Source organism: Mesonia sediminis, from assembly GCF_042684705.1.
Lineage (GTDB): Bacteria > Bacteroidota > Bacteroidia > Flavobacteriales > Flavobacteriaceae > Mesonia > Mesonia sediminis.
The window spans coordinates 384,190-410,813 of record NZ_JBHULZ010000041.1; the positions used below are offsets into that span (position 1 = coordinate 384,190).

Here is a 26,624-nt window from a genome sequence, read left to right on the forward strand (position 1 = left end):
CTTAAATTTCTAATTAAAGAGAAGTATCTATTTCCTTGATTAGGTAAACAAATACAGGAAAGTGATCGCTGTAACCACCAGAGAAACCTCCATTAGAGAAACTTCTAAAGGGGTATCCTTTATATTTACCGCGCGGGGTAGCTAGAAAAGGAGGATTAAAAACCCCCGCTTTGTAATATTTATAAGTGCTATAATCTTTATCTAAAAATCCGTGACTTAGTAACATTTGGTCGAATAGATCCCAGCTATCTCGATAAGCAATTGTTCCTATTCCAGATTTTTGCATGTTTTCAAATGGGTTGTAGAATTCTTTTAGCTTAGTATTTTCTTTTTCCGCTTTAGCGCCAAAATTCTCTTTAATACTTTTATTGTATGGGCCATCGTTGAAATCGCCCATGGTAATAATTTTGGCATAGGGGTCTATGGCAAGTAAAGAATCGGCTATTTTTCTGTTTAAATCGGCTGCAGCCTCTCTTAAATAACTGCTTCGTGCTTCGCCACCGCTTCGTGATGGCCAATGATTTACAATAAAGTGCATTTTGTCCCCATTCAAAAAACCGCTTACTACAAGTTGGTCTCGGGTATAAACTTTTTTATCGGGGTTGTCACTTCTAAAAACTTTTAGTTCGTGTGAAACGCTATTAGAAACTTGAAAAAGATCTTTCTGATAAATTAAACCCACATCAATCCCACGACGATCTGGCGACTCATAATGTACAATTTGGTAATTGTAAGGTAATAAATCGGGCTCATTAAGTAAGTCTATTAACACCTTTTTGTTTTCAATCTCACAAACTCCAACTACGGCTGGTGCGTTCTGAGCTACATCGCTACCAATTTGCTTGATAACAGAAGCCATATTCTTTAATTTTTTTTGATAAACGCTTTGCCTTAAGCCCTCGTCCATTTCCATGATTGGAGAATATTCATCATTTTTAGAAGGGTCGTCTTCTGCATCAAAAAGATTTTCTAGATTATAAAATGCAATGGTATTTACTTGATAGCTTTTCTTGGTATTGCTAGTGTTTGTGGTGGTTGCAGTGGGTCCACAACTGATAAGAAAGAGACCTAAAACCAATAAAAGAAACTGCTTTTTCATAATTTTTCGTATTTTAACAAATATTTAAATTTTACGTGTTACGTAGGTTATGCAAGTATTTAATGTAAATTTGCATTTGCTAAATTAGGCACAAATAGTTTAATAATTAAGAAAACTACATTAAGAAAATGAAAAAAGGATTATTTCTTTTTGCTTTAATGATTATTTCTTCTAGTCTATGGGCGCAGACCATAGTTAAGGGGAAAGTTGTTGACGCAATTACCAATGAAGAATTACCCGATGTAGAAGTAAGTGTTGAAGAAACCACACTTAGTTTAAAAACCAATGCAAAGGGAGAATTTATTTTTGACCGTTTTGATTTGCCCTTGGGCGAGCAGGTTATCTCTTTTGAAAAAGAGGGCTACATCAGTAAACGTTTTCCCGTAATCATTAATGAAAACGCTACCTTAGATCTTGAAACCATAAGTTTAAAGGTAGATGTAAATGAGGAAAATTTGCAAATAGGTGTAATTTCACTTAGCGCAAGTGAGTTAGATGAAGACGAAAGTTCAGCTTCAAACTTATCGGGACTTTTACAAGCTTCTCGAGATACTTATCTTAATGCTGCTGCTTTTGATTTTAGTGCAACCTTTTTTAGACCTAGAGGTTTTGATAATGAAAATGGTAAAGTACTAATAAATGGTATCGAAATGAACAAGCAATTTGACGGTAGACCGCAATGGTCAAGCTGGGGCGGACTGAATGATGTACAGCGAAACCAAATTTTCACCATGGGCCTAGAGGCTAATGAGTATACTTTTGGTGGTGTTGCTGGTACAACCAATATGATTATGCGCGCCTCTCAATACAGAAAAGGAGGGCGTGTTTCTTATGCTGCTTCAAACCGTTCTTACCAAGGCAGAGTAATGGCAAGCTACAGTTCTGGTCTTTTAAATAATGGTTGGTCTTATACTTTTTTAGCTTCACGCCGATTTGGTGAGGAAGGCTTTAAAGACGGTACACTTTATGATGCTAATTCATTTTTTGCTGCAGTTGAAAAACAAATTAATCCCAATCATAGCCTAAATTTAACTGCTTTTTTTACGCCTAATAGACGAGGAAAAGCAACGGCTATTACGCAAGAGGTTAAAGACCTAAAGGGTATTGAATACAATCCTTTATGGGGATATCAAGATGGAGAAATTAGAAATTCTAGAGTTAAAGAAATAGAAGAGCCAGTGGTCATGTTAAACCACTACTGGAACATTTCAGATAAATCCAAATTAAATACCAACGTGGCTTTTCAAACCGGTAAAATTGCCAACTCGAGAATTGATAACGGAGGTACGCGTATCGTCGAAAGTAGCGATGGGCAAATAAGCTATGTTGGCGGAAGCAATAACCCTACACCAGAATATTACCAAAATCTACCCAGTTATCATTTGCGTTTTCCTAACCCAGAAGCAAAAGATTATCAAGCTGCATACTTGGCTAGAGAGGCGTTTGTAAATGACGGACAGCTTAATTGGAACCGCTTATATGAGGCCAATGCCATAGCTAGAGCAAAGGGTGGAAATTCTATTTATATTATCCAAAACGACAGACAAGATGATACCCAGTTTACGGCAAATACTATTTTTACCTCAGACGTGAACCAGAATATTACTTTAAACGCCTCTTTAAATTACAGAGGTTTACTCAGTGAGAACTATGCCGAAGTTAAAGATTTATTGGGAGGTACTGGCTATTTAGATGTTGACTTCTTTGCCGAAGAGCCTCAAAATATCGAAACTTCAGGAATCAATGATTTGGCGCAAAGCGATGTTAATAATCCCAATAGAATTGCGAGAGAAGGAGACCGCTATAAATACAATTATGATATTAGAGCTAATGTAGCCACTGCATTTGCACAAGCCCAATTCAAGTACAAAAGGGTAGATGGCTATATCGCCGGAAACGTTTCAAATACAACTTACCAACGTGATGGTAAGTATAAAAACGGTTACTTTTTAGATAATAGTTTTGGCAAAAGTGAGAAATTAGATTTTACTAATTTTGGGGCAAAAGCCGGAGCTACTTATAAAGTTTCAGGTCGTCATCTAGTTAGCGCTAATACAGGATATTACACCACAGCTCCTAGTATAAGAAACTCTTTTAGCAATGCCAGACAAAATAATAATGTTGTAACAGGGCTAGAATCAGAGAAAATTACTTCAGCAGACGTGAGTTATATTTATAGAACTCCTAAAGTGAAAGCAAGATTAACTGGTTTTTACACTGGTTTTCAAGACGGTACAGATATTGGTTTTTACTTTACACAAGATCTTTCTGGTTTTGGTATAGATGAAGGGGATGCCTTTGTACAAGAGGTAGTTACCGGAATAGATAGAAGAAATATGGGGGCAGAGTTTGGTATAGAAGCCCAAGTTACCCCCACCATTAAGCTTAAGGCTGCGGGATCATACGGTCAATATGTCTATACTAATAATCCAGATCTATATTTAACCAGTGATGACTTTAATCCTGCTATGTCAAATGTAAACGAAAATGGAGAAGTACGCTTTGGTGATGGCAAGACAAATTTAAAAGACTATCACGTTGCTGGAGGACCAGAAAAAGCTTTTCAAGTAGGTTTTGAATATAGAGATCCAGACTACTGGTGGATTGGTGTAACGGCAAACTACTTTGACGATGCTTACATTGACATCTCTTCATTGAACAGATCGGCTAACTTCGATTTAGATTATGACGGCTTACCTAGAAATGACTATGATCCTGCCAAAGCAAAACAATTGCTAGCCCAAGAAAACTTTGGCGATTACACTTTAGTAAACATCGTTGGTGGTAAATCTTGGAAAATAAATCAATATTTTGTTGGTTTTTTTGCGACCATAAATAACGTTTTTGATACCGAATATAAAACGGGTGGTTTTGAGCAATCTAGAAATTCTAACTTTACCAATTTAGCCGAAGATAAAGCTCGGGAAAATGGACCAATTTTTGGTAACCGCTACTTTTTTGGTTACGGAACAACCTATTATTTAAATTTATACTTAAGATTTTAATTAGAAAATACAACACGATTATGAAAACCATACCATTCACAAAATTCTTATTCCTTTCGCTATTTTTAGCAGGATTTGCCACTTCGTGTGTGCAAGATGATGATTACGATGTGCCTAATACAGATGTTAAAGATATTGAGATTCCTGGTACAATCGTTTCTATTGAGTCTGTTCTAGGTGAGTTTGCTCAAAACGATAATGAGCAATTTACTTTTTCAGAAACCAACCAATATTTAGAAGGTTACGTGATTTCTTCAGACGAAGCAGGTAACTTTTTTAGAGAGATTATTTTACAGAACAAACCAGAAAACCCAACAGCGGGTATTAAAGTTGCTTTATTTGTAAATTCTTTATTTACCCGTTATCAAGTAGGACAGAAGATTTATGTTGGCCTTGACGGATTTACTATAGGGGTTTCTAACGGTGTGGTAACCTTAGGAGTGCCCGATGGTAATTTTATTGATGAAGCACCTGCTCAGTTTGAAAAGCAAATCATAAGAAGTACAGAAATAGCCGAAATAGTACCCTTGCCAATCAGCATTAATCAATTTTCTGATGCTTATGAGAACTTATTCATCCAATTGGATAATGTGCAGTTTTCCAAAGCACAAATAGATGCAAATTTAAGTTTTGCCTCTGAATCTGAAGATAGTTTTGATGGCGAGCGTATTCTAGAAAGTTGTACAGCAGATGCTACAACCACTTTAAGTACAAGTACTTTTGCCGATTTTAAAGGCTTAAAATTACCTAAAGGTAGTGGTACCTTAAACGGAGTGTTATCTAGGGATTATCGTGATGAAAAATATGTTATCGCTATAAATTCACCGGCAGATTATAATATGAATGCAGAACGTTGCGATCCGCTTACCTATGATTGTGGTATTGCAGCTACTCAAGGAAGTCAAAATATTTTAAATGAAGATTTTGAAGCCCAGGCTAATGGTCTTGCAAATATAAGTGGATGGGTAAACTATGCAGAAGCAGGTTCGCGTTCTTGGGAGGTTTTTACCGATAGCGAAAACGTACCCTCTATGGGTAAAGCTGTTAGAATGCAAGCATTCAACTCGGGTGACCAAAGCAATATTGCATGGTTAATTACTCCGCAAATAGACTTTGATACACAAGACAACGAAACGCTTATGTTTGATACTTCAAATAGTTTTTCAGACGATAGTAACCTAAGAGTGATGTTGTCTACCAACTGGGATGGCGACGTAAATACTATTAATGACGCCGACTGGGGCGAATTGTCTGCGGCCACCGTTGTTGATGATGGCGAATTTTACAAAAATGTAGTAAGCTCTGGGGTTGTAGATCTTTCTTGTATTGAAGGGAAAGCCTATATTGCCTTCAAATATATTGGAAGCACCCAACAAGCTCAAGACGGAACATACGAGCTAAATAACATTACGGTAGATTTTGAATAATTAAAATAGCTACAAGTAAACAATAAAAAAGCGGCCATTTGGCCGCTTTTTTATTGCTCTTCTCCAGTATAGGCATCATATTCAGGATACAAGAAATTGTTATATGGGAAGCGAGTGATATGAATTTCACGAACAGCCTCGTAGACCTTTTTTCTAAACTCCTCTATATTTTCCTTATTTATGGCCGAAATAAAGAGTACGTCATCCCCCACTTTGCTCATCCATGTTCGTTTCCATTCTGCAAGAGAATAATGAGCCTTAGTTTTTTCGGTTATTAAATCATCTTCATCAATGGTTTCTGGTTCATAGGCATCAATCTTATTAAAGACCATAATAGTAGGTTTGTCTTTGCCTTCAATCTCACTTAAAATTTGATTTACCGATTCAATATGATCCTCAAAGTTAGGATGCGATATATCGACAATATGCAATAACAAATCTGCCTCACGCACCTCGTCTAGAGTAGACTTAAAAGATTCAACCAATTGGGTGGGTAGTTTTCTTATAAATCCAACAGTATCAGTTAATAAGAAAGGAAGATTGCGTATTACTACTTTACGTACCGTAGTATCTAAAGTTGCAAACAATTTGTTCTCTGCGAAGACATCACTTTTACTAATTACATTCATTAATGTTGACTTGCCTACATTGGTATACCCAACTAAAGCAACACGAACCAGCTGTCCACGATTGCCACGTTGCACAGACATCTGTTTGTCTATGGTCTTAAGCTTGTCTTTTAATTGCGATATTTTATCGCGCACTATACGTCTATCGGTCTCTATTTCGGTTTCACCGGGTCCGCGCATTCCAATACCTCCTCGCTGTCTTTCTAAGTGTGTCCACAATCCCGCTAGTCGAGGCAACAAATATTCATATTGTGCCAATTCTACCTGCGTACGGGCATAACTGGTTTTGGCACGTTGAGCAAAAATATCAAGAATAAGATAAGTACGATCAACCACCTTACATTTTAAAATTTTCTCAATGTTTTTCTGTTGAGCTGGGCTCAATTCATCATCAAAAATAGCTGTTCCTATATCATTGGCATCTACAAATTGTTTTACTTCTTCCATCTTGCCGGTCCCAATAAACGTTTTTGGATTAGGAACATCTAATTTTTGGGTAAAGCGTTTTAATACTTCTCCGCCAGCTGTGTAAGTCAAAAACTCTAATTCATCAAGATACTCTCGGGATTTTTCTTCGTCTTGATGCTGAGTAATAATCCCAATAAGCACAGATTTTTCATATTCAATATTTTCTTTTTCTAACATAAATCTATTTTCTTAATTCAAAAATACAAAAAGCCAGCTTCCAAACATTGATTTTCTTCACAATACACGTCTAAACCATTTTCATAGTGCGTAAGGATGCATTGGTCTATACCTTTTGTTTTAAATTAGAAAATATCATGCCAAAAAAAAAGCTGCCAATATTGGCAGCCTAAAACTATTTATTTGTTAGATTGGCTGTAAACGATGTTTCTATCTTTCCATTGGCTCACCTCGGCTATCCTATTATCTGTGTAAATTATTTGTGTTAAATCCTGGTCTTGATAGTAAAACCATTGCCCAACTTTCTTACCTTTTTCATAATGGGCGATAGCCATTTTAGATCCATCTGGCGCATACATAACCCATTGCCCATGTAGTTTTCCATTTTTATAAGTCCCTTTTTGTTTTACTGCTCCATCTTCATAATAAAATGTACCTTTTATCACGGTATCCTCTTGTTCGAAATCTGGAGATATTTTTTGCGCAAAAAGTGTTGTTCCTGCCAAGAGAAACGTACCTAAGATTAAATTTTTCATCTGTATTTCTTTTATAACTTATTATCTAAGATAATCATAATTTACAATAAATAAACCATTTGGTAACATAAACTTAACATTGAGTGTTTAAAATACTGAAATTCATAAGGTTGAACTTTTATGTTATTTTAATCTACATACATTTTTATTTTCTAATTTGGTAGCAAGAGATTAAGTTACTTCTTATTTTTGTCAAAAATTTCGGCAAAAAATGTACAGAACACATACAAACGGGTCTTTACGGATTCAAGATAAAGGTCAACAGGTTACACTATCTGGTTGGGTGCAAAAAGTAAGAGATAAAGGATTTATGATTTGGGTTGATTTGCGAGATCGCTATGGACTCACCCAGCTAATTTTTGACGAAGAGCGTACGCCAGAATCTGTGATGGATTTGGCTAAAACCTTAGGGCGCGAATTTGTAATACAAATTAAAGGTCAAGTCATTGAACGAGAATCTAAAAATCCGAACATTCCAACCGGAGAAATAGAGATTTTGGTGCAAGAGTTAGAAGTGTTAAATGCCGCCAAAACTCCACCTTTTACAATTGAGGATGAAACGGATGGAGGAGAAGACTTACGAATGAAATTTCGTTACCTCGATATTAGGCGAAATCCTGTAAAAAATAAATTGGTTTTTCGTCACCAAGTGAGTATGGCGGTAAGAAACTTTTTGGCGAATGAAGGCTTTATAGAGGTAGAAACACCTTATTTAATCAAGTCAACACCAGAGGGAGCACGAGATTTTGTAGTGCCTAGTCGTATGAATGAAGGCGAGTTCTATGCCTTACCACAAAGCCCGCAAACCTTTAAGCAATTGCTAATGGTGGGCGGTTTAGATAAGTACTTTCAAATTGTAAAATGCTTTAGAGATGAAGACTTGCGGGCAGATCGGCAGCCAGAATTCACACAAATTGATTGTGAAATGGCTTTTGTAGAGCAGGAGGATGTTCTTACTATTTTTGAATCGCTTACAAAGCATCTATTAAAAGAAATTAATGGGGTAGACGTTGAGAAATTTCCTAGAATCACCTATGATGAAGCCATGCGCTTATATGGTAATGATAAGCCAGATATTCGGTTTGGAATGCAGTTTGGCGAATTGAATGACGTAGCTAAACATAAAGCGTTTAAAGTATTTAATGATGCCGAATTAGTAGTGGGTATTGCAGTACCAGGTGCCGCCGATTATAGTCGCAAAGAAATTGACAAATTGATTAAATGGGTGCAAAGGCCACAAGTAGGAGCACAAGGAATGGTTTACGTAAAATATAATAAAGATGGTAGCTTTAAGTCTTCTGTAGATAAGTTTTACGATGCATCAGATTTAGAAGCTTGGGCCAAGAAAACCCAGGCAAAACCAGGCGATCTAATATGTATATTGTCTGGAGAAACAGCAAAAGTACGTGCGCAACTCAGTGCCTTACGTATGGAAATGGCCGAACGCTTAGGTCTTAGAAAACCCGATGAATTTGCTCCGTTGTGGGTAATCGATTTTCCATTGCTCGAATGGGATGAAGAAACCAAACGTTACCACGCCATGCACCATCCTTTCACAGCCCCAAAACCGGGCCAATTAGCTTTATTAGCAACAGACCCAGGAGCCGTAAAAGCCAATGCCTATGATCTGGTGCTCAACGGGAATGAAATAGGAGGAGGTTCAATACGAATTTTCGATAAAGAAACACAATCTAAAATGTTTGACTACTTAGGTTTTAGCCCCGAAGAAGCTCAGGCACAATTTGGGTTTTTAATGGATGCTTTTCAGTACGGAGCGCCACCGCATGGTGGTCTAGCTTTTGGCTTAGATCGATTGGTGGCTATTCTAGGTGGACAAGAAAGTATAAGAGACTTTATCGCTTTTCCTAAAAACAATGCTGGCCGAGATGTAATGATAGATGCCCCAGCGCCCTTAGATGAAGAACAACTAAAAGAGTTAAACCTAAAAATAACCCTATAAAAAAAATCCTGCGAAAGCAGGTTTTTTTTGCTATTTTAGGTAAGGCGTTAAATTGTTTAAACCATGCCAAGTAATAAGAAATTCTTTAAGCGCTTTTTAAAATGGCGATATAAAAATATTTCAGATAAGAATTTTATCAATTTCTTGGCTATACTGGTTGGTTTGGCGGCAGGGTTTTCTGCTGTAATACTTAAGAATTTAACGCATTTTATATCTGCAATCTTTGAGTATGGAGTAGTGGCTAGTTACCATCGTTATTGGTATTTTATTTTTCCTTTGATAGGTCTTTTACTTACCTTTTTAGTAAAAAAAATAGTAATCAAGACCAAAGTAGCGCACGGAATACCCATGGCTTTGTTTGCTATGAGCAAAAAGGAGGGTAAAGTAAATCGATCTAATTTATTTACTTCTTTAATTACCGCACCGTTAACAGTAGGTTTTGGTGGTTCTGTGGGGTTAGAGGGCCCATCTGTCGCAACGGGAGCTGCTTTTGGTTCTGGTATAAGTGACCTTTTTCATATGAAAGCTCAAACCAGAAAACTTTTGTTGGTGTGTGCCGCAGCCGGGTCCCTTTCGGCTATTTTTAAAGCCCCTATTGCGGCTATTCTATTTGCTCTTGAAGTTTTTAGTCTAGAATTAACCTTTACTTCTATGTTACCCTTACTTATTGCATCGGTTTCGGCGGTTCTTACAAGATTGCTACTCATAGGAGAGCAGTATATCGTAAACCTCAATGAGATTCAACATTTTGAAATAAGCAACTTACTTTTTTATATTTTTTTAGGCCTTTTTGCCGGAATGGTTTCCATCTATTTTACAATGGTTTATTTTAAAACCGAGAATCAATTCCGTAAAGTACAAAAACCAATATTTCGCGTTATCCTAGCCGGTATAATTTTGGGCGTTTTAACCTATTTGGTTCCACCTTTATATGGTGAAGGTTTTGAGTTTATGAATAATATCATTAGTCAGGATTATGAAACGGCTTTAGACAGCTTTCTTTTTCCAGACCAACAGTCTACTTGGGTGGTATTAAGTTTAATGGCAGGTTTGATATTCTTAAAACCATTAGCAACCGCCGTAACCTTAAGTGGTGGAGGGGTAGGAGGAGTCTTTGCTCCCGTATTGTTTTTAGGAACGGTTTTGGGTAGTTTTTACGTTAATTTCTGCAAACAATTAGGTTTTATCTTACCTAGCAATAATTTTGCTATGTTGGGTATGGCCGGACTTATGGCAGGGGTCTTGCAAGCACCCTTAACAGCAATGTTTTTAATAGCCGAAGTCACTGGCGGTTATCAATTATTTATACCCTTGATGCTTGTTGTGGGTACCGCCTTTATGATTTCAAAATCTTATCAAGAAAGTAATATTTACACTAAAGAACTAAAAGAAAAGAACGCACTGCTAACTTTAGATAAAGATCAATCGGTTTTAACTTTATTGAATTTGGATTCGATTATAGAAACTAATTTCATTATCTTAAAACCTGGGATGACCTTAAAAGATATGCTATTTAAAGCAGTGGTAAAGTCAAAAAGAAACTTGTATCCAGTGGTCGATGAGGATGAAAAATTGATAGGTGTAATTACACTAGATGATATTAGAGACATTATGTTTGATCAAGACAAATATGAATCTGTCTTAGTTGAATTTTTGATGCACGACCCGCCAGATTTTATAGACTATGAGCAAGATCATATGCAACAAATTATGTTGAAATTTCAAAACAGTGCTGCGTGGAATCTTCCTGTTCTTAAACAAGGAAAGTATATAGGATTTGTTTCTAAATCTAAACTCTTAACGGCTTACCGCCGAAAATTAATCACTTATTAATAATCCAATGAAAACAGCAATTAAACTCTTATTTATTTTAATGGTTTCGGGCTTAGCAGCAGGCTTAATTATGCAGCAAAATGAAATAAATGAAAAATTGGCAAATGTTCTAATAGGTTCTTCGCTAGTTTTAGGAATATTTATTGTAATGCCACTTTTTTTGTACCAAAGATCAAAAAGTAGGAGTCTAAAAGATTATATGCTAACCCCTGAAAATATTAAAAAAATGAAAGAAAAAAGGGTTGATGATTTAAAATTCTATAAAAAAGAAGAAAATAATTTGGATTAAAAAAATTGGTTTCTCAATTTATATTGTACTTTTGTGCATTATTAATTATTTTATTTTTACAATGGAAGGTACAGTTAAATTTTTCAACGAATCAAAAGGTTATGGTTTTATTACAAACGAAGATACAGGTAGAGATATCTTTGTGCACGTAACTGGTTTAGAAGGTGACTCTTTGAACGAAGGGGACCGTGTAGAGTACGTTGAAAGTGAAGGAAGAAAAGGAATGACTGCGACAGAAGTTCGCGTGATTGAATAATATTTATTATTTTAAGTTTTCTTAAAGCACCATTTTTATGGTGCTTTTTTTATGCGTTGTTTTTGCTTTAAAAATTAGTATATTTAAACTATGCAAAAACAATGTGTAGAGTGTGGTGAGGCAATGCGCGGCCGCGCAGATAAAAAATTTTGTGGTGATTACTGCAGAAACGCCTATAATAATCGGCTTAATAAAGACGCTAATAACCTTATGCGTAATGTAAACAATAGGTTACGTAAGAACTACCGAATACTACAGCGCTTAAATCCCGAAAAGAAATCTAAAACCACCAAGCAGAAACTAGAAAACTTAGGCTTCGATTTTACTTATTTTACTAGTATTTATACTACAAAGAAAGGAACGGTTTATTATTTTGTCTATGATCAAGGTTATTTGCCTCTTGAAAATGATTATTTTGCTTTGGTAAAAAACAACTCTTGATATGAAAAATAAAATCAGCAGCCTGTTGGTATACTTACTCTTTGTTGGAGTTTGTTTTTATAGTTTTTATAGCCTTACTCCAAAAAATGATAGTCAGCTAGAGCATTTCGATTTAGAGAAGGCTAAACAACATATAAAGATAATTGCTAAAGAGCCGCATAGTATCGGAACTTCTTACCACGGTCAAGTAAAAAAATATATAGTAGAGCAATTACAATCTTTAGGTCTAAGTGTTCATACACAAAAAGATTATACCTTAAATGAAGTTGGTCAGTTTACGGCTCCAGAAAATATAATTACTCGAATAGAGGGTAGTGAACCAGATAGAAAGGCTCTTCTAGTTATGACGCACTATGATAGTGCCGTGCACTCTTCATTTGGCGCTAGTGATGCCGCATCTGGAGTAGCAACAATTTTAGAGGTTTTGAGGAATTTTTTGGCTCAAGAAAATAAGCCTAAAAATGATATCATTATTTTATTTACCGATGCAGAAGAGGTAGGCTTAAACGGAGCTGCCCTATTTGTTGATGATCATCCTTGGGCAGATGAGATTGGGCTAGTGCTTAATTTTGAAGCTAGAGGAAGCGGGGGTCCCTCAAATACTATAATAGAAAGTAATAGTGGTAACAAAACTTTAATAAGTGAGTTCTCAAAGGCTAAAACAAAATACCCATTAGCAAACTCACTAATGTATAGTGTTTATAAAAAACTACCCAACGATACTGATGCAACTGTTTTTAGAGAACAAAAAGATATACCTAGTTTTTTCTTTGCTTTTATTGATGATCATTTTGATTATCACACGGCAAATGACACGGCAAAGAATTTAGATGATACTTCTTTGTTGCATCAAGCTAGTTATTTGGAACAACTTTTACCGCACTTTGCAGAGATTGACTTGGCGACATTACCAAGTGAGGAAGATATGGTTTACTTTGATCTTCCTGTTGTTGATATGGTTTACTTTCCATTTGCTTATATTTTACCCTTATTAATTTTGGGTTGGATAGTATTAATCGCCTTATGCCTTTACGGATTTAGGCAAAAATTAATTTCTTTTGCAGAGGTAGCAAAATCATTCAAGAGCTTACTACTTTTTTTGATATTAGGTCTAGGTTTTTCTTGGCTCATATGGTTTGTTTCTAAACTAATTTACCCCAGTGTTCAAGAAAATTTAAACGGTTTTACTTATAATGGACATTGGTATATTTTGGCTATTAGTGCCCTGAGTTTGGCTTTAGCTCATTTTTTATCTTATCCTAAAAAAAGCTCAAATTTTAATCAGCGCACCAGCACACTTTTACCAGGAATTGTGTTGATTTTATTGATTTGTACTTTAATAGCTTTTATATTACCCGGAGCGTTTTATTTTATTTTTGCATTTTACTTTGCTTTGGCAGCCTTCGGTTTGCGTCTTTTTCAAATTAAAAACCTATTTCTCTTAGCTCTTTTTGGCCTTCCTTCACTTTTAATTTTTGCGCCTTTAGTTCAATTTTTTCCAGTCGGATTAGGGTTAAATGTGCTGCCTGTAAGTGCCTTACTTATATATTTTATCTTTGTCGGGTTGCAAGCTTCGTGGTTAGAATTAGAGTATAAAAAACCGGTAGGTTTTGCTTTTATTTTTATCGGATTGTTGGCTATAATTGTTATTCACTTAAAAAGTGACTTTAATGAACTACGACCTAAACCCAATAGTTTGCTTTATGTTTTTGATGTAAATGAAAATCAGGCTAACTGGTACAGTTATGACGAGCATCTTGATAGTTTTACTCAGCAAATTTTTGATGCTCAAGATCGCATACAAAAAGCCAGTTTGTTTGATAGTAAATACCAAATGCCTTTTACTTTTGAAAAACAAGCGCCCATTCTCCCATTTAAACCCGCCCAAGTAAGCATAAAAAGTAAAGATTCAAATTCAATCAGTACAAGATATAAACTAACTATTACACCTCAGCGTGACCTTAATCGAATTGAGATTACTAAGCCTAAAGATCTTGAGGTTTTAAGTCTTAAAATAAATGAAAAAACGATTAAAAATTCCGCTTTAGCGTACTATAAAAATAAACGAGAGTCTTTATTAACCTACTATTTGGTAGATAACGACACGTTGCGAATAGAAATTGAATTACCCAAAGACAAGGCGGCTCAATTAACGCTGTTTGAGGCTAGTAATAACCTGTTAAGTCAGCAAAAATTTACGATTAAACCACGAAGTACAGACCAAATGCCAAAGCCTTTTATTTTAAATGATGCCATCATAACCCAACAAATTATAGAATTAAAATAAACTTATGTCAAAGGATTTTAAGAAACGAATAGCGCAATGGGAGAAAAAGCGACAGTCGCCCAGATACTATGTTTTTCTTTACGGATTTTTGATCTTTGCCCTTCCAGTATCCACTTTTATTGAATTGGTAAATGCTAATTTTCAAATGAGTGAACTCAATGCATTGCGTTGGTTCTTTTTTTTGCTAACCCATAGCCTTTTTGGTTGTTTGGTAGCTTTTTTTGATTTTAAACGCAAAGACAAAGAGTATTTAGAGTTTAAAAATAAACAAAAATGAAAGAAAAACCGGTAATAGGAATATTAGGTTGTGGCTGGTTAGGCCTTCCCTTGGCCAAAGAACTTTTGCGATTGGGTTATCGAGTAAAAGGTACAACTACTCGAAAAAGTAAAATAAATAAGCTGCGAGATATTGGTATTTCAGCTCACGTTGTGAAACTTACCGAAGATTCGATTATAGGCGAGGTAGATGAGTTTTTACAGGACATTAATTGTCTAATTATAGATGTGCCTCCAGGCTTGCGAAAAAACCCAAACAATAGCTTCGTGAGTAAATTAAGGCTGCTTATTCCTATGCTTAAACAGGCACATTTAAAGCGTATTTTTTTTGTAAGCTCTATCAGCGTATTTCTGGATACCTCACCACCCAGTAGTTATACAGAAACATCAATCCCTAACGCCACAAGCAGAAATGGGTTGGAGTTAATTCGGGCTGAAGAGTTATTATTGGGGCAAACGGCTTTTGATACTAAAATTATTCGTTTTGGAGGGCTAATCGGTCCCGACCGCCATCCTATTCATTTTTTAGCAGGAAGAAAAGATTTGCTAAATGGTCAAGCACCAGTCAACTTGATTCAGCAACAAGACTGCATAAGACTGCTTATAGCCTGTTTAGAGAAACAAGTGGAGGCACAAATATTTCACGGTGTTTTTCCTTCACACCCGAGTAAGGAGCAATATTATAATGCTAAAGCCAAAGAGTTGCGGTTAACGTCTCCCCGCTTTAGCAGTTCAGCAGTTTCTGCAGGTAAATACGTTTCATCAGAAGAGACAAGACGCATATTAGAAATTGATTTCTTACAACAACCTTAGGCTTAATTTAGTTACTAATAAATAAAATGGGTGGTTTGATTTTCAAACCACCCATTTTATTATAATAGCTGTTAGGAGATCTTTTTTACCAGATTCTCACGCGATTTGATGGAGCAACATACATAGAATCGCCTTCTTTTATGTCGAATGCTTCGTAAAATGCATCAACATTTTGCAAAGGTACGTAAGCTCTATATTGCCCTGGAGAATGCGGATCTGTCTTTATTTGTGAACGTAAGGCTTCTTCACGAGATTTGGTTCTCCAAACAGTAGCCCAGGATAAGAAAAAGCGTTGTTCGGGAGTAAATCCATCGATATTCTCGGGTCTACCATGCTCTTTAAAGTGGCGTTGTAATCCGTCATAAGCTCCTAAAACGCCGCCTAGGTCGCCAATGTTTTCACCTAACGTAAATTTACCGTTGATATATACGCTGTCTAAAACTTCGATTGCGCTGTATTGTTCGGCCAATTGGTTTCCTCGCTTTGTGAATTCTTCTAAATCTTTATCTGTCCACCAGTTGTTTAAATTTCCTTCGGCGTCAAAGCGTGCACCACTGTCATCAAAAGCATGTGAAATTTCATGACCTATTACTGCCCCGATTCCACCATAATTTACTGCAGCATCTGCTTTGTAATTATAAAATGGGGGTTGTAAAATCGCCGCAGGAAATACAATTTCGTTAAACATAGGGTTAAAGTAAGCATTCACTGTTTGAGGAGACATTCCCCATTTACTTTTGTCTACAGGCTCATAAATTTCGGCCAAATTATCTTGCATAGCCCATTGAGATATGGCTTGCATATTGGCATAGTAACTATTGTCTTGTGTTACGTTTAAATCAGAGTAATCTTCCCACTGATCTGGATATCCGATTTTAACCGTAAATTTGTCTAGCTTCTCAATAGCTTTCTTCTTGGTTTCTGCACTCATCCAGTCTAATTGCTCAATTCGGTCTTGGTAGGCTGTAATTACGTTGTCTATCATTTCTTTAGCCTTTGCTTTTGCTTCTGGCGGAAACTTTTCATCTACATACAATTGGCCTAGGGCTTCGCCGATAGCGTTATTTACAGTCGCTAAAGCACGCTCTCTAGCAGGTCTCATTTTCTGAGCACCATTTAAACGTTTGCTGTAAAACTCCCAGCTGGCTTGCTCTAAATCTGTACTTAATTGACTAGAAGCATTGTTTAGAGTTGCCCAACGCATTAAGGTTTTAATTTCTTTTAGGTTTTCTGGTTGTAATACTTGTTGTACGGTAGCCATGTATTTAGGTTGCATAACCAGTACAGTGTCTAATTCTTTTTCAACTCCAAGTTCTGTAAAGTATTTTCTCCAATCTATAGCCGGAACCATTTGCTGCAATTCCTCTATTGAGGTGGGATTGTTAAAGTTTCTAAAGTCGCGGCTTTGTACCTTATCTAATCTAGGCTCGGCGAGTTTGGTTTCCCAAGCTAAAATAGTTTCTGCTTGAGCTTTAGCGCTTTCTTCGTCCTCACCTATCATAACTAACATTTTAGCAATATAGGCTTTGTAATCTTCTCGAATAGCTTTTGAGTCTGCATCATCTTTGACGTAATAATCTCTATCGGGTAAACCAAGACCATCAGGGGCGAGATAGGCAGCATTAATATTTGAATTTGAAGGGTTGGCATAAGCTCCTAAACTAAAAAATGGAGCCGAAACTGCTGTAGGATTCTTTGCTAATACTTCTTGTAATTCTGCAATGCTTTGTATCTTCTCTATTTGCTCAAGTACTGGCTCAATAGGAGTAATACCAGCCTCATTTCGTGCAAGGGTGTCTAGTTTAGATTTAAACAAAAATAGAGCCTTAGCTTGATCGGTGTCTGGAGTATAGGTTTCGTTTTCAATCGCTTTGTCGATTATTGCCAATACATCGTTGTCTGTACTTTGCCTTAATACTTGGAAACCTCCCCAAGAAGTTCTGTCCTCCGGGATTTTAGTTTCTCGTAGCCAAGTTCCGTTTACATATTGATAAAAGTTATCTTTTGGGCTTACCAAGGTATCCATATATTGCAATTCGATACCGGGTGTGGCATTTTCTGTCGATTGTGCTAGTTGTTGAGTATTTTCTTTGCAAGAAAATAATGCTAAACCACCAGCTAAAACCAACAAATGGGGTTTTAATCTTGTTTTCATTAGTATTGTTGTTATTGATCTTTATCTATTAGTTATTGGTTTCTAGATTTGTTACAGACTTTTTAAAGTTTTCTTTTAAAAAAATGCTGTCTTTTTCTTTTTTAAATAAAACAACTTGTTTACCCAAAGCATTGGGTATGGTGTATGAAAGAACATACTGCTTTATTAAAAAACCATCTTCGGTTTTTATGATAACGCCAGAGCCACGGCAAACTCCCATAGCTGTCTTTAAAAGTTCGTGAAACCAATATGTATTTTGGTTTCCATTTATTTTTCTGTTAAAAGCTTCAAAGTGCCAAGCTTTTCCTGTGCGAAAATGCGGTGCGGCATAGCGCATAAAAGCTTGCTTGTCCCAAATCTCATCGGCTTGTGTACCAATGAAGGTGGCCTCTTTATGCATTTTATCAAAATAACTGTCAAATTGAGCATTTGCTGCAGCCAAGTGCCAAGCATCTATAAAATTATTTAAAGCTGCTTTGGTAGAATCTTTTACTTGTGCTCTTCCAGCTACTGAAAAAAATCCGATAAGGAGAAAAAAAAGACAAAGCTTATTCATTTGTTTTCTTATTTACAGGTCATTATTCTTTTGTTGCTACAGAATCTTCAGATTTTATAGATTCTAGAAGTTCTGCTTCAAATTCTTCTATGCTCGGTAAAAAAACTTCATTGAGTTGTACCTTTAAATTGTTGAAAGCGATGATGACCTTTTCTAAATTGTTTTTCAATAAAGTGGTGTCTTTCACTTGGCGCTGACTCACTTGCTCTAACATTTTGGTATGGGTATAAAGAACATTTAACCTTGCGGCTATTGCATTTTCGTTAAAAACAGGAGGTATACTGTCGTTTAATTGTTTGGTTATTTTGGCTAGATTGGAGGCGTTTTCTACCAAATCTTGGTAATGCGATGATTTTAAATTATCAAGCTCATTTTCAAAGGTCTTATAATCGGCCCATGTATTGGCAATATCTTGTGTTTTTTGGCTCAGTTGTAATTGGACTGAAGTGGGTAAAACAATATCTTTTTGTAAAATGCTAGTTTGGTTTTCTAGGAAAGAATTCTCTGTGGCTTTTTCAGATTTATTTTGGCATGAAATCACACCTATTAAAACTGAAAAGATGATCAAGAAAGGCAGGGAAAAAATCCTTTTCATATAAGAGTTTTTAGGTGCGAAAGATACAATTTTTTAAAAGAATAATCTTTTTTGGGAGTCAATTTACGTGTAGGAAAGTTTTGTAATGCGCTTAAAAAATCGTTTTTTTGAGGTGCTATTAAAGCCTCATAAATAAATGACTGAATGGGAAATAAAATATTAATTATCGGAGCCTGCGGGCAGATAGGAACAGAGTTAACCCTTACTTTGAGAGAGAAATTTGGGAATGAAAATGTAGTTGCCAGTGATATTAGAGAAGGCAACGAACAACTGATGCAAACTGGCCCTTTTGAAATTTTAGATGCGACCAATTATAAGGCAATTGAAGATATTGTCATGCATTATGAAATTGATGAGGTTTATTTGATGGCCGCAATGCTAAGTGCTACCGCCGAAAAATTCCCCATGCGCGGTTGGGAGTTGAATATGAATTCTCTTTTTAATGTTTTAAACCTAGCCAAAGACAAAAAGATTAGCAAATTATTTTGGCCCTCAAGTATTGCTGTGTTTGGACCTACTACACCAAAGCTAAACACGCCACAAACAACGGTAATGGAGCCTACTACTGTTTACGGAATTAGCAAGCAAACAGGAGAGCGCTGGTGCGAATATTATCACGAAAAATATGGTGTAGATGTACGAAGCATTCGGTACCCTGGCTTAATCAGCTATAAAACCGCTCCGGGTGGTGGAACAACTGATTATGCAGTAGAGATTTTTCACGAAGCTTTAAACAAACAATCTTACACCAGTTTTTTAAGTGAAGATACTGCTTTACCTATGATGTTTATGGATGATGCCATTGAGGCAACTATACGTTTAATGGATGCTGATAAGGAATCTTTAAGCATCAAATCCTCTTATAACTTGGGTGGTATTAGTTTTACGCCTAAAGAAATTGCCGAAAGCATTAAAAAGCATATTCCTAACTTTAAAATAGATTACGCGCCAGATTTTAGGCAGGCTATAGCCGATTCTTGGCCTTCAAGTATTGATGATAGCCAGGCGCAAAAAGACTGGGGATGGAAACACCAATTTGATTTAGGTAAAATGACGAAAGCGATGCTCGAAGGATTGCGAAACTTGTAATTCTTTGTGAACTTAAAAAAAAATCCTTTTCAATGAAAAGGATTTTTTAATGATTATAAGTAAAGTTAATTCCTAACCTTTAGCATTTGCACTAAGGTATTCACGATTCATACGTGCGATATTTTCGAGAGAAATACCTTTAGGGCATTCAAGTTCACATGCACCTGTATTCGAGCAATTTCCAAAACCTTCTTCATCCATTTGGCGTACCATAGCTTGAACACGGTCTACTGCTTCTACACGACCTTGTGGTAATAAGGCGTATTGAGAAACTTTAGCAGAAGTGAAAAGCATTGCACTTGCATTTTTACAAGCTGCTACACAGGCCCCACAGCCTATACAAGTGGCTGCATTAAAAGAATCATCAGCGTTATGCTTATTTACCGGAATAGAATTAGCATCTATTGTGTTCCCCGATGTGTTTACCGATACGTAACCGCCTGCTTGCTGAATGCGGTCGAAAGCTGTTCTGTCTACAATTAAATCTTTAATTACAGGAAATGCATTGGCTCTAAAAGGCTCTATGGTAATGGTATCTCCATCATTAAAAGAGCGCATGTGTAATTGACAAGTAGTAATTAAACGGTCTGGACCGTGAGGCTCTCCGTTAATTTGTAGCGAACAAGATCCGCAAATACCTTCTCGGCAATCGTGATCAAACTCTACTGGTTCTTCTCCTTTGGCCACTAATTCTTCATTCAATACATCTAGCATTTCTAGAAAAGACATATCTCCTTCTATACCATCAATGGGATAGTCGACCATTTTTCCTTTGGTGTTAGCACCGTCTTGGCGCCATATTTTAAGTGTAAGTTTCATAATCCTAATTTGAAGATTGAAAAATTTAAAAGTTTCGCTAGTGAGGCGAGCTGCTTTTCAATTTCTCAAATTATTTATAACTCCTTGTTTTTAATTCGATATTATCAAATACTAAATCTTCTTTGTGCAATTTGGCTTCGCGCGGATCGCCGGTATATTCCCAAGCGGCAACATATTTAAAGTTCTCATCATCTCGTAATGCTTCCCCTTCTTCGGTTTGATACTCTTCTCTAAAGTGGCCTCCACAAGACTCATTTCTGTGTAGAGCATCTTTAGCAAACAGTTCACCTAACTCAAGAAAATCTGCCACTCTTCCCGCTTTTTCAAGTTCTGCATTTTTGGTTTCAGCCTTTCCAGTCACCTTTACATTCTTCCAAAAATCTTCACGTAAAGCTTTAATTTCTTCTAAAGCCTCTTGTAAGCCTTGAGCGTTTCTAGCCATACCACATTTGTTCCACATAATTTTACCTAATTTCTTGTGGTAATGATCTACTGAGTGTTTGCCACTGGCTTTCATCAAACGATCAATTTTATCTTTTACATTTTTTTCGGCTTCGGCAAACTCTGGTAAATCTGTTGAGATAGCTCCTGTTCTAATGTCATTAGATAAATAATCTCCAATGGTGTAAGGCAGAACAAAATATCCATCGGCTAAACCTTGCATAAGGGCCGAAGCTCCCAATCGGTTTGCACCGTGATCAGAGAAATTGGCCTCTCCTGCAGCATAACAACCAGGAATAGTGGTTTGTAAATTATAATCAACCCATAAACCACCCATTGTATAATGTACCGCAGGATAAATCATCATAGGTGTTTCATACGGATTTTGATCAACAATTTTTTGATACATCTGGAAAAGGTTACCATATTTTGCTTCGACAACTTCTTTTCCTAAACGAGTAATTTCTTCTTTTGAAGCATTTTTATGACCCGAGGTAAAAGCTTTTTCCTTACCATAACGCTCGATTGCACTTGCAAAATCTAAGAATACAGCCTCACCTGTTTTATTTACTCCAAACCCAGCATCGCAACGCTCTTTTGCTGCTCTTGAAGCTACATCTCGTGGTACTAAGTTACCAAATGCAGGGTATCTGCGCTCCAAATAATAATCGCGTTCTTCTTCACTTAAATCAGTTGGTTTTAGTCGGCCTTCGCGAATAGCTATAGCATCTTCTTTCTTTTTGGGCACCCAAATACGTCCATCGTTTCGTAAAGACTCAGACATCAGCGTAAGCTTAGACTGGTGGTCTCCCGATACGGGTATACAAGTAGGGTGAATTTGGGTATAACAAGGGTTGGCAAAATAAGCACCGCGCTTATGTGCTCTCCAGGCTGCCATCACGTTACTTCCCATTGCATTAGTCGATAAGAAGAAAACATTACCGTAACCCCCTGAAGCTAAGACTACAGCGTGTGCAGAATGTCTTTGAATTTCTCCAGTTACCATATCTCGAGCAATAATTCCTCTCGCTTTGCCGTCAACCAAAACTAAATCCATCATCTCATGACGGGTAAAAGATTGAATCTTCCCTCGATTGATTTGCCTGTTCATCGCCGAGTAAGCTCCTAATAAAAGTTGCTGCCCCGTTTGACCTTTGGCGTAGAAAGTACGCGAAACCAGTACCCCTCCAAATGAGCGGTTGTCTAATAATCCGCCATATTCTCTTGCAAAAGGAACTCCTTGTGCCACACATTGGTCGATGATATTACCCGATACCTCGGCTAAGCGATATACGTTGGCTTCTCGTGAACGATAGTCACCTCCTTTTACCGTGTCATAAAATAAACGATAATCAGAATCGCCATCACCCTGGTAGTTTTTTGAAGCATTTATCCCGCCTTGCGCTGCAATTGAGTGTGCTCTTCGCGGTGAATCTTGGTAGCAGAAAGTCTTTACATTATATCCTAGTTCGGCAAGGGTAGCAGCTGCACTACCGCCGGCAAGACCAGTACCAACTACAATCACATCTATGTTTCTTTTGTTGGCTGGGTTTACTAAGTTTATTTCGTTTTTATGTTTTGTCCATTTATCGGCTAATGGTCCTGATGGTATTTTTGAATCTAAAACTGACATAAATCTTTCGTATTACAAGTGATTAATATAGTGATAAACGGCTATAAAAATAAACCCTAATGGGATTAAGATTGCGAAGGCTTTTGTGAAACCTTGCAAGCCTTTTGAATATTTGTTGTTAAATCCAACCGATTGAAATGAAGAAGCAAAACCATGCAATAAGTGAAGCATTAAGAAAACAAATGAAATCACATAAACACCTACGCGTATAGGATTCTCAAATTTAGCGATGGTTTCTTCATAATAGCGTGTTGGGTCTTCTGGGTGACTTTCAATATACTTGTGCATAATTTCTGGGAACCAAAAATCGTAAAAATGCAAGCCTAAAAAGGCTAAGATAACCGCTCCAGAAAAAATCATGTTTCTAGACATCCAGCTAGAATTAGCAGAGCCCTTATAATTGGCATAACCTATGCTTCTAGCATTTCGGTTTTGAATTTCAAGCACAAACCCCATAATAAAATGAAAAATCACCCCAAAAATTAAGATGGGTTGCAAGATGGCTTGCACTAAAAAATTAGTACCCATAAAATGAGATATCTCATTGAATACATCGGGGCTGATAACCGATATAAAGTTTATGGTAAAATGTTGTAGTAAAAATAGAACTAGGAATAAACCTGACAGAGCCATAGCAAATTTTTTTGCTACAGACGATTTTAATAATCCACCCATTGGTTGTAATGATTTTTTTTATGAATTTAGCACAAAAATAAGCTATCCTATATCATTTACAAAGTTTCTAAAGAACAAGCTTCTTATTTAGAATAAATATTAACAAAGCATTTCGTTTTGTTTCTATTTTTATTGCAATAATACTTGATGATATTTGACTTATTTATCAAAAAAGATCCCTACTCGGTATAATTTTAAGACCAAATAAGATATAATTTCCAGTTACATGGTGTTTTGTGACTGTGTTTTCAGAAACCCTTAAATTTTCAGTAGTCACAACCTTAGTAAATAAATTTTTAGGTTGGTAATGATAGGTAATAAAAGGTTGTAATAATAAAGGTTTTGTTTTAATGTTAAAACCCAAAGAGAGGTTGGCTCCAAAAAATGTTGTTGCATTATAATCGCTTACCGAGGTATATCCCACTGCTCGTTCATCATCTGTAATTGCTATTGTTGTTCCATAAATTTTTCGGGCTAAGGTAAGTTCGGGTCCTACACTAATATTAACGATAGTGATATTGAAAAGATTAAAATAATATTGCACTTCTGTATTCAATTTGTATTCAAAATACGGTCCTATTTTTAGCCATCCGGCAATGTCTATTGGATAGCCAGAATCTTCTTTTTTTAAATTACTATAATTTGTTAAGTTGTAAGTTCGATAAATGGCACTAACCGAAAAGTTTAATTTTTCGTATTGTAAAAAATTATACGTTAATCCAATTTCAAAAGTGCGTGGCTTTTCAAATTCTAAAAGCATTCCATTTGGTTCATTGTCTACATAAAGGCTACTAATACCAGTGTGTAGACCAATTTTTTGGTATTTCTTAAAAATTTTTTCTGCGATATGCCCTTGATAAAAATTTTCTTTTTGTTGCCCAAAACTTAAAGAGAGAGAAAATATGGCAAGCACTAAACTTGCCATATTTAACTTATTATTGTACTTCGCCATCATAGAAATCTAAAGTTTTAATGTAATCGTATCGTTTATGTACCCCAAATACGTGATTATGTACAATTTTAGGTTCTTTTTGTCCGTCGAAATTAAAATGTTGCGGAAGCCATTGCGCTTTTACTTTGGTTCTATAACCAGAAGAAGTTCTTGATGAAGGGTAAAAACCTTGACCGCAATCTAAGCCGCCGATAGCAGCTACTTTAGCATAAATTTGAGAAGGTCCGGAAATCCAACCTACTAGCCATGCATCATTATAATGCTTTGTTTTCGCCTTCACTTTTGCATTTCCAAATGGAGTATCACCTCTAAATTTAACGGTGGTTTTTATTCTTTTTTCACCGTGAACAGGTTGAAAATATTTTACGTGCCTTTTTCGGTCCAAACAATAGCCATAATCTATATTTATAGCATATACACTCGTAGTTGATTCGGGTTTATAATTTAAGGTTTCTGATGTTTTGTTTTCTTCTACCACCTCCTTTTCGCAAGAATGTAAAAATAGGATAGAAAAACAAAGTGTTATATATAAGTTATGTTTGCTCATTTGTATTAATTTTAATCGTTAATAATCTGTTATAGGCTTGTTTTTTAAGGTGGTTGTTTTGTGCCTATCTTTCCACCTTAAGTGTGGAAAAGATTAAAAACCTTTAAAATTACATACGAGTGCAGCAAACTTGGATAGCCCTTTGCTTTTTGCTTTTTGCTTTTTCAGAATAACACTATTGAATATGAATTTTTAAATGTAATAAAAATGTTAATACTATGCTAATTTTTTTAAAATATTAAATTTTGAACAAGCGGTCTTTATTGTTTTATAGATTGCTTATTTTTGAAAAAATTCAAGTTTTATGAGATATCAAGCTATAAACAACGACTTATTTATTGAAAACAGAAAGAACTTTATGGCGCAAATGCGTCCTTCTAGTTTGGCTGTTTTTAACTCCAATGATATTTATCCAACAGGGGCAGATAGCACCATGCCTTTTCAGCAAGATAAAAACATTTTTTATCTAAGTGGGGTAGATCAAGACCAGAGTATTTTAGTGCTTTTCCCCGATGCACCAAAACCAGAGCATAGAGAAATACTTTTTCTTACCGAAACCAATGAGCATATCGCCGTTTGGGAGGGGGAGAAATTAGACAAGGAAAAAGCGCTTGAAGCTTCTGGAGTGAAAACCGTTTACTGGTTAAAAGATTTTAAGAAAGTTTTTCACGAATTAATGGCTCAATGCGATACCATTTACATCAATACCAATGAACATTACCGTGCCAATGTAGAAACCGAAACAAGAGAAGCGCGTTTCAATAAATGGGTAACAGAAGCCTACCCCGCTCATCAAAGAGCTAAAAGTAACCCCATTTTACAGCGACTGCGTGCGGTGAAACACAGCTTGGAGTTAGAAGTAATGCAAGCGGCTTGTAAAATTACCGAAAAAGGATTTAAACGTATTTTAGACTTTGTAAAACCTGGTGTATGGGAATATGAAATAGAAGCAGAATTTATGCACGAATTCTTGCGTAACCGTTCACGCGGCTTTGCCTACACGCCTATTGTGGCTTCGGGTAACAACGCTAATGTTTTGCATTATATAGAAAATAAAGCGCAATGCAAGGCGGGTGAACTTATCTTGCTGGATGTTGGTGCAGAGTATGCTAATTACTCTAGCGATATGTCTCGAACTATTCCCGTTTCAGGGAAATTTACAAAAAGACAAAAAGAGGTGTATAATTCGGTTAATAAAGTGAAAGATTTGGCCACTCAACTATTGGTGCCAGGAGCAGATTGGACCGAGTACCATAAAGAAGTAGGTAAGTTGATGACATCAGAACTACTTGACTTGAAATTGTTAGATAAAGCTGATGTGCAAAATGAAAACCCGGAATGGCCAGCGTATAAAAAATATTTTATGCACGGTACCTCACATAATATCGGTTTAGACACGCACGATTATGGTTTATTGTATGAGCCCTTAAAAGCGAATATGGTGTTTACTGTAGAACCAGGAATTTATATTCCCGATGAAGGTTTTGGTATTCGATTAGAAGATGATGTGGTTATTCAGGAACAAGGAGAGCCCTTTAATTTAATGGCTGATATTCCTATTGAAGCTGATGAAATTGAAGATTTAATGAATAAATAAATGCAATGCCTTTTCGAGGTTATAATTTTTAAAAAAAGGAAGCTCAACGAGCTTCCTTTTTTTTGTTCA

Annotated in this window: 23 protein-coding genes; 12 read left to right on the top strand and 11 right to left on the bottom strand. The window is 36.2% G+C overall.

Annotated elements, in window-relative coordinates; all coding sequences use genetic code 11:
• Window positions 1-13 precede the first annotated feature (13 nt).
• A complete protein-coding gene (locus ACFSQ0_RS09780) occupies window positions 14-1,099 on the bottom strand; it encodes an endonuclease/exonuclease/phosphatase family protein (protein ID WP_379047591.1) in 1,086 nt (361 codons plus the stop codon).
• 128 nt (window positions 1,100-1,227) lie between these two features.
• On the opposite strand from ACFSQ0_RS09780, the gene ACFSQ0_RS09785 reads away from it, so the two are divergent.
• Entirely contained in the window at window positions 1,228-4,104 is a 2,877-nt protein-coding gene (locus ACFSQ0_RS09785; RefSeq protein ID WP_379047594.1) for a carboxypeptidase-like regulatory domain-containing protein, read from the top strand.
• 20 nt (window positions 4,105-4,124) lie between these two features.
• Window positions 4,125-5,531 carry a DUF5689 domain-containing protein gene (locus tag ACFSQ0_RS09790; RefSeq protein WP_379047597.1) on the top strand — a complete coding sequence of 469 codons (1,407 nt, stop codon included), beginning with the start codon at window positions 4,125-4,127 and terminating at the stop codon, window positions 5,529-5,531.
• A 50-nt stretch (window positions 5,532-5,581) separates the two neighbouring features.
• Here the strand turns inward: ACFSQ0_RS09790 and hflX are convergent, their stop codons facing one another.
• Window positions 5,582-6,805, bottom strand: a complete 1,224-nt coding sequence (gene hflX / locus ACFSQ0_RS09795; RefSeq protein WP_379047600.1) for a GTPase HflX — start codon at window positions 6,803-6,805, stop codon at window positions 5,582-5,584.
• 179 nt (window positions 6,806-6,984) lie between these two features.
• On the bottom strand, window positions 6,985-7,341 hold the full coding sequence (locus ACFSQ0_RS09800; RefSeq protein WP_379047602.1) for a toxin-antitoxin system YwqK family antitoxin: 357 nt from the start codon (window positions 7,339-7,341) through the stop codon (window positions 6,985-6,987).
• A gap of 211 nt (window positions 7,342-7,552) precedes the next feature.
• Between ACFSQ0_RS09800 and aspS the strand changes: the two genes are divergently transcribed.
• The 8 genes from aspS to ACFSQ0_RS09840 all read left to right on the top strand — a co-directional run bounded on the left by aspS (window position 7,553) and on the right by ACFSQ0_RS09840 (window position 15,496).
• Window positions 7,553-9,301, top strand: a complete 1,749-nt coding sequence (aspS, locus tag ACFSQ0_RS09805) for an aspartate--tRNA ligase (RefSeq protein ID WP_379047605.1) — start codon at window positions 7,553-7,555, stop codon at window positions 9,299-9,301.
• A gap of 63 nt (window positions 9,302-9,364) precedes the next feature.
• Window positions 9,365-11,134: a chloride channel protein gene (locus tag ACFSQ0_RS09810; RefSeq protein WP_379047607.1), complete on the top strand. Its 1,770-nt coding sequence runs from the start codon at window positions 9,365-9,367 to the stop codon at window positions 11,132-11,134.
• A gap of 7 nt (window positions 11,135-11,141) precedes the next feature.
• On the top strand, window positions 11,142-11,423 hold the full coding sequence (locus ACFSQ0_RS09815; RefSeq protein ID WP_379047610.1) for a hypothetical protein: 282 nt from the start codon (window positions 11,142-11,144) through the stop codon (window positions 11,421-11,423).
• 61 nt (window positions 11,424-11,484) lie between these two features.
• Window positions 11,485-11,679 carry a cold-shock protein gene (locus ACFSQ0_RS09820; RefSeq protein ID WP_147862006.1) on the top strand — a complete coding sequence of 65 codons (195 nt, stop codon included), beginning with the start codon at window positions 11,485-11,487 and terminating at the stop codon, window positions 11,677-11,679.
• 90 nt (window positions 11,680-11,769) lie between these two features.
• Window positions 11,770-12,120 (top strand): hypothetical protein, encoded by a 351-nt coding sequence (locus tag ACFSQ0_RS09825; RefSeq protein WP_147861696.1) that lies wholly within the window; start codon window positions 11,770-11,772, stop codon window positions 12,118-12,120.
• 1 nt (window position 12,121) lies between these two features.
• Complete coding sequence (locus ACFSQ0_RS09830; RefSeq protein WP_379047614.1) at window positions 12,122-14,407, top strand: M20/M25/M40 family metallo-hydrolase; 2,286 nt, start codon at window positions 12,122-12,124, stop codon at window positions 14,405-14,407.
• 4 nt (window positions 14,408-14,411) lie between these two features.
• Window positions 14,412-14,684 carry a hypothetical protein gene (locus tag ACFSQ0_RS09835; RefSeq protein WP_379047617.1) on the top strand — a complete coding sequence of 91 codons (273 nt, stop codon included), beginning with the start codon at window positions 14,412-14,414 and terminating at the stop codon, window positions 14,682-14,684.
• A complete protein-coding gene (locus ACFSQ0_RS09840) occupies window positions 14,681-15,496 on the top strand; it encodes an SDR family NAD(P)-dependent oxidoreductase (RefSeq protein WP_379047621.1) in 816 nt (271 codons plus the stop codon). The genes ACFSQ0_RS09835 and ACFSQ0_RS09840 overlap by 4 nt, the downstream gene beginning before the upstream one ends.
• Before the next feature lie 85 nt (window positions 15,497-15,581).
• On the opposite strand, the gene ACFSQ0_RS09845 is transcribed toward ACFSQ0_RS09840, so the two are convergent.
• Genes ACFSQ0_RS09845 through ACFSQ0_RS09855 form a run of 3 tightly spaced genes read right to left on the bottom strand, consistent with a single transcriptional unit; the run spans window position 15,582 to window position 18,802 of the window.
• Window positions 15,582-17,651 (bottom strand): M13 family metallopeptidase, encoded by a 2,070-nt coding sequence (locus ACFSQ0_RS09845; protein ID WP_379047624.1) that lies wholly within the window; start codon window positions 17,649-17,651, stop codon window positions 15,582-15,584.
• A 28-nt stretch (window positions 17,652-17,679) separates the two neighbouring features.
• Window positions 17,680-18,207 carry a nuclear transport factor 2 family protein gene (locus tag ACFSQ0_RS09850; protein WP_379047627.1) on the bottom strand — a complete coding sequence of 176 codons (528 nt, stop codon included), beginning with the start codon at window positions 18,205-18,207 and terminating at the stop codon, window positions 17,680-17,682.
• A gap of 22 nt (window positions 18,208-18,229) precedes the next feature.
• Window positions 18,230-18,802 (bottom strand): hypothetical protein, encoded by a 573-nt coding sequence (locus tag ACFSQ0_RS09855; protein WP_379047630.1) that lies wholly within the window; start codon window positions 18,800-18,802, stop codon window positions 18,230-18,232.
• 144 nt (window positions 18,803-18,946) lie between these two features.
• Between ACFSQ0_RS09855 and ACFSQ0_RS09860 the strand changes: the two genes are divergently transcribed.
• On the top strand, window positions 18,947-19,891 hold the full coding sequence (locus tag ACFSQ0_RS09860) for an NAD-dependent epimerase/dehydratase family protein (protein WP_379047633.1): 945 nt from the start codon (window positions 18,947-18,949) through the stop codon (window positions 19,889-19,891).
• A 72-nt stretch (window positions 19,892-19,963) separates the two neighbouring features.
• On the opposite strand, the gene ACFSQ0_RS09865 is transcribed toward ACFSQ0_RS09860, so the two are convergent.
• The 5 genes from ACFSQ0_RS09865 to ACFSQ0_RS09885 form a co-directional block, all read right to left on the bottom strand.
• Window positions 19,964-20,710: a succinate dehydrogenase/fumarate reductase iron-sulfur subunit gene (locus tag ACFSQ0_RS09865; RefSeq protein WP_147862173.1), complete on the bottom strand. Its 747-nt coding sequence runs from the start codon at window positions 20,708-20,710 to the stop codon at window positions 19,964-19,966.
• A 70-nt stretch (window positions 20,711-20,780) separates the two neighbouring features.
• Window positions 20,781-22,784, bottom strand: coding sequence for a fumarate reductase/succinate dehydrogenase flavoprotein subunit (locus tag ACFSQ0_RS09870; protein ID WP_147862174.1), 2,004 nt, complete (start codon window positions 22,782-22,784; stop codon window positions 20,781-20,783).
• A gap of 12 nt (window positions 22,785-22,796) precedes the next feature.
• Window positions 22,797-23,459, bottom strand: a complete 663-nt coding sequence (locus ACFSQ0_RS09875) for a succinate dehydrogenase cytochrome b subunit (RefSeq protein ID WP_147862175.1) — start codon at window positions 23,457-23,459, stop codon at window positions 22,797-22,799.
• Window positions 23,460-23,625: 166 nt separating this feature from the next.
• Complete coding sequence (locus ACFSQ0_RS09880) at window positions 23,626-24,414, bottom strand: hypothetical protein (RefSeq protein ID WP_379047638.1); 789 nt, start codon at window positions 24,412-24,414, stop codon at window positions 23,626-23,628.
• Window positions 24,395-24,958, bottom strand: a complete 564-nt coding sequence (locus tag ACFSQ0_RS09885; protein WP_379047641.1) for a hypothetical protein — start codon at window positions 24,956-24,958, stop codon at window positions 24,395-24,397. The genes ACFSQ0_RS09880 and ACFSQ0_RS09885 overlap by 20 nt, the downstream gene beginning before the upstream one ends.
• Before the next feature lie 304 nt (window positions 24,959-25,262).
• Between ACFSQ0_RS09885 and ACFSQ0_RS09890 the strand changes: the two genes are divergently transcribed.
• Window positions 25,263-26,555, top strand: a complete 1,293-nt coding sequence (locus tag ACFSQ0_RS09890; RefSeq protein ID WP_379047644.1) for an aminopeptidase P N-terminal domain-containing protein — start codon at window positions 25,263-25,265, stop codon at window positions 26,553-26,555.
• Window positions 26,556-26,624: the final 69 nt, after the last annotated feature.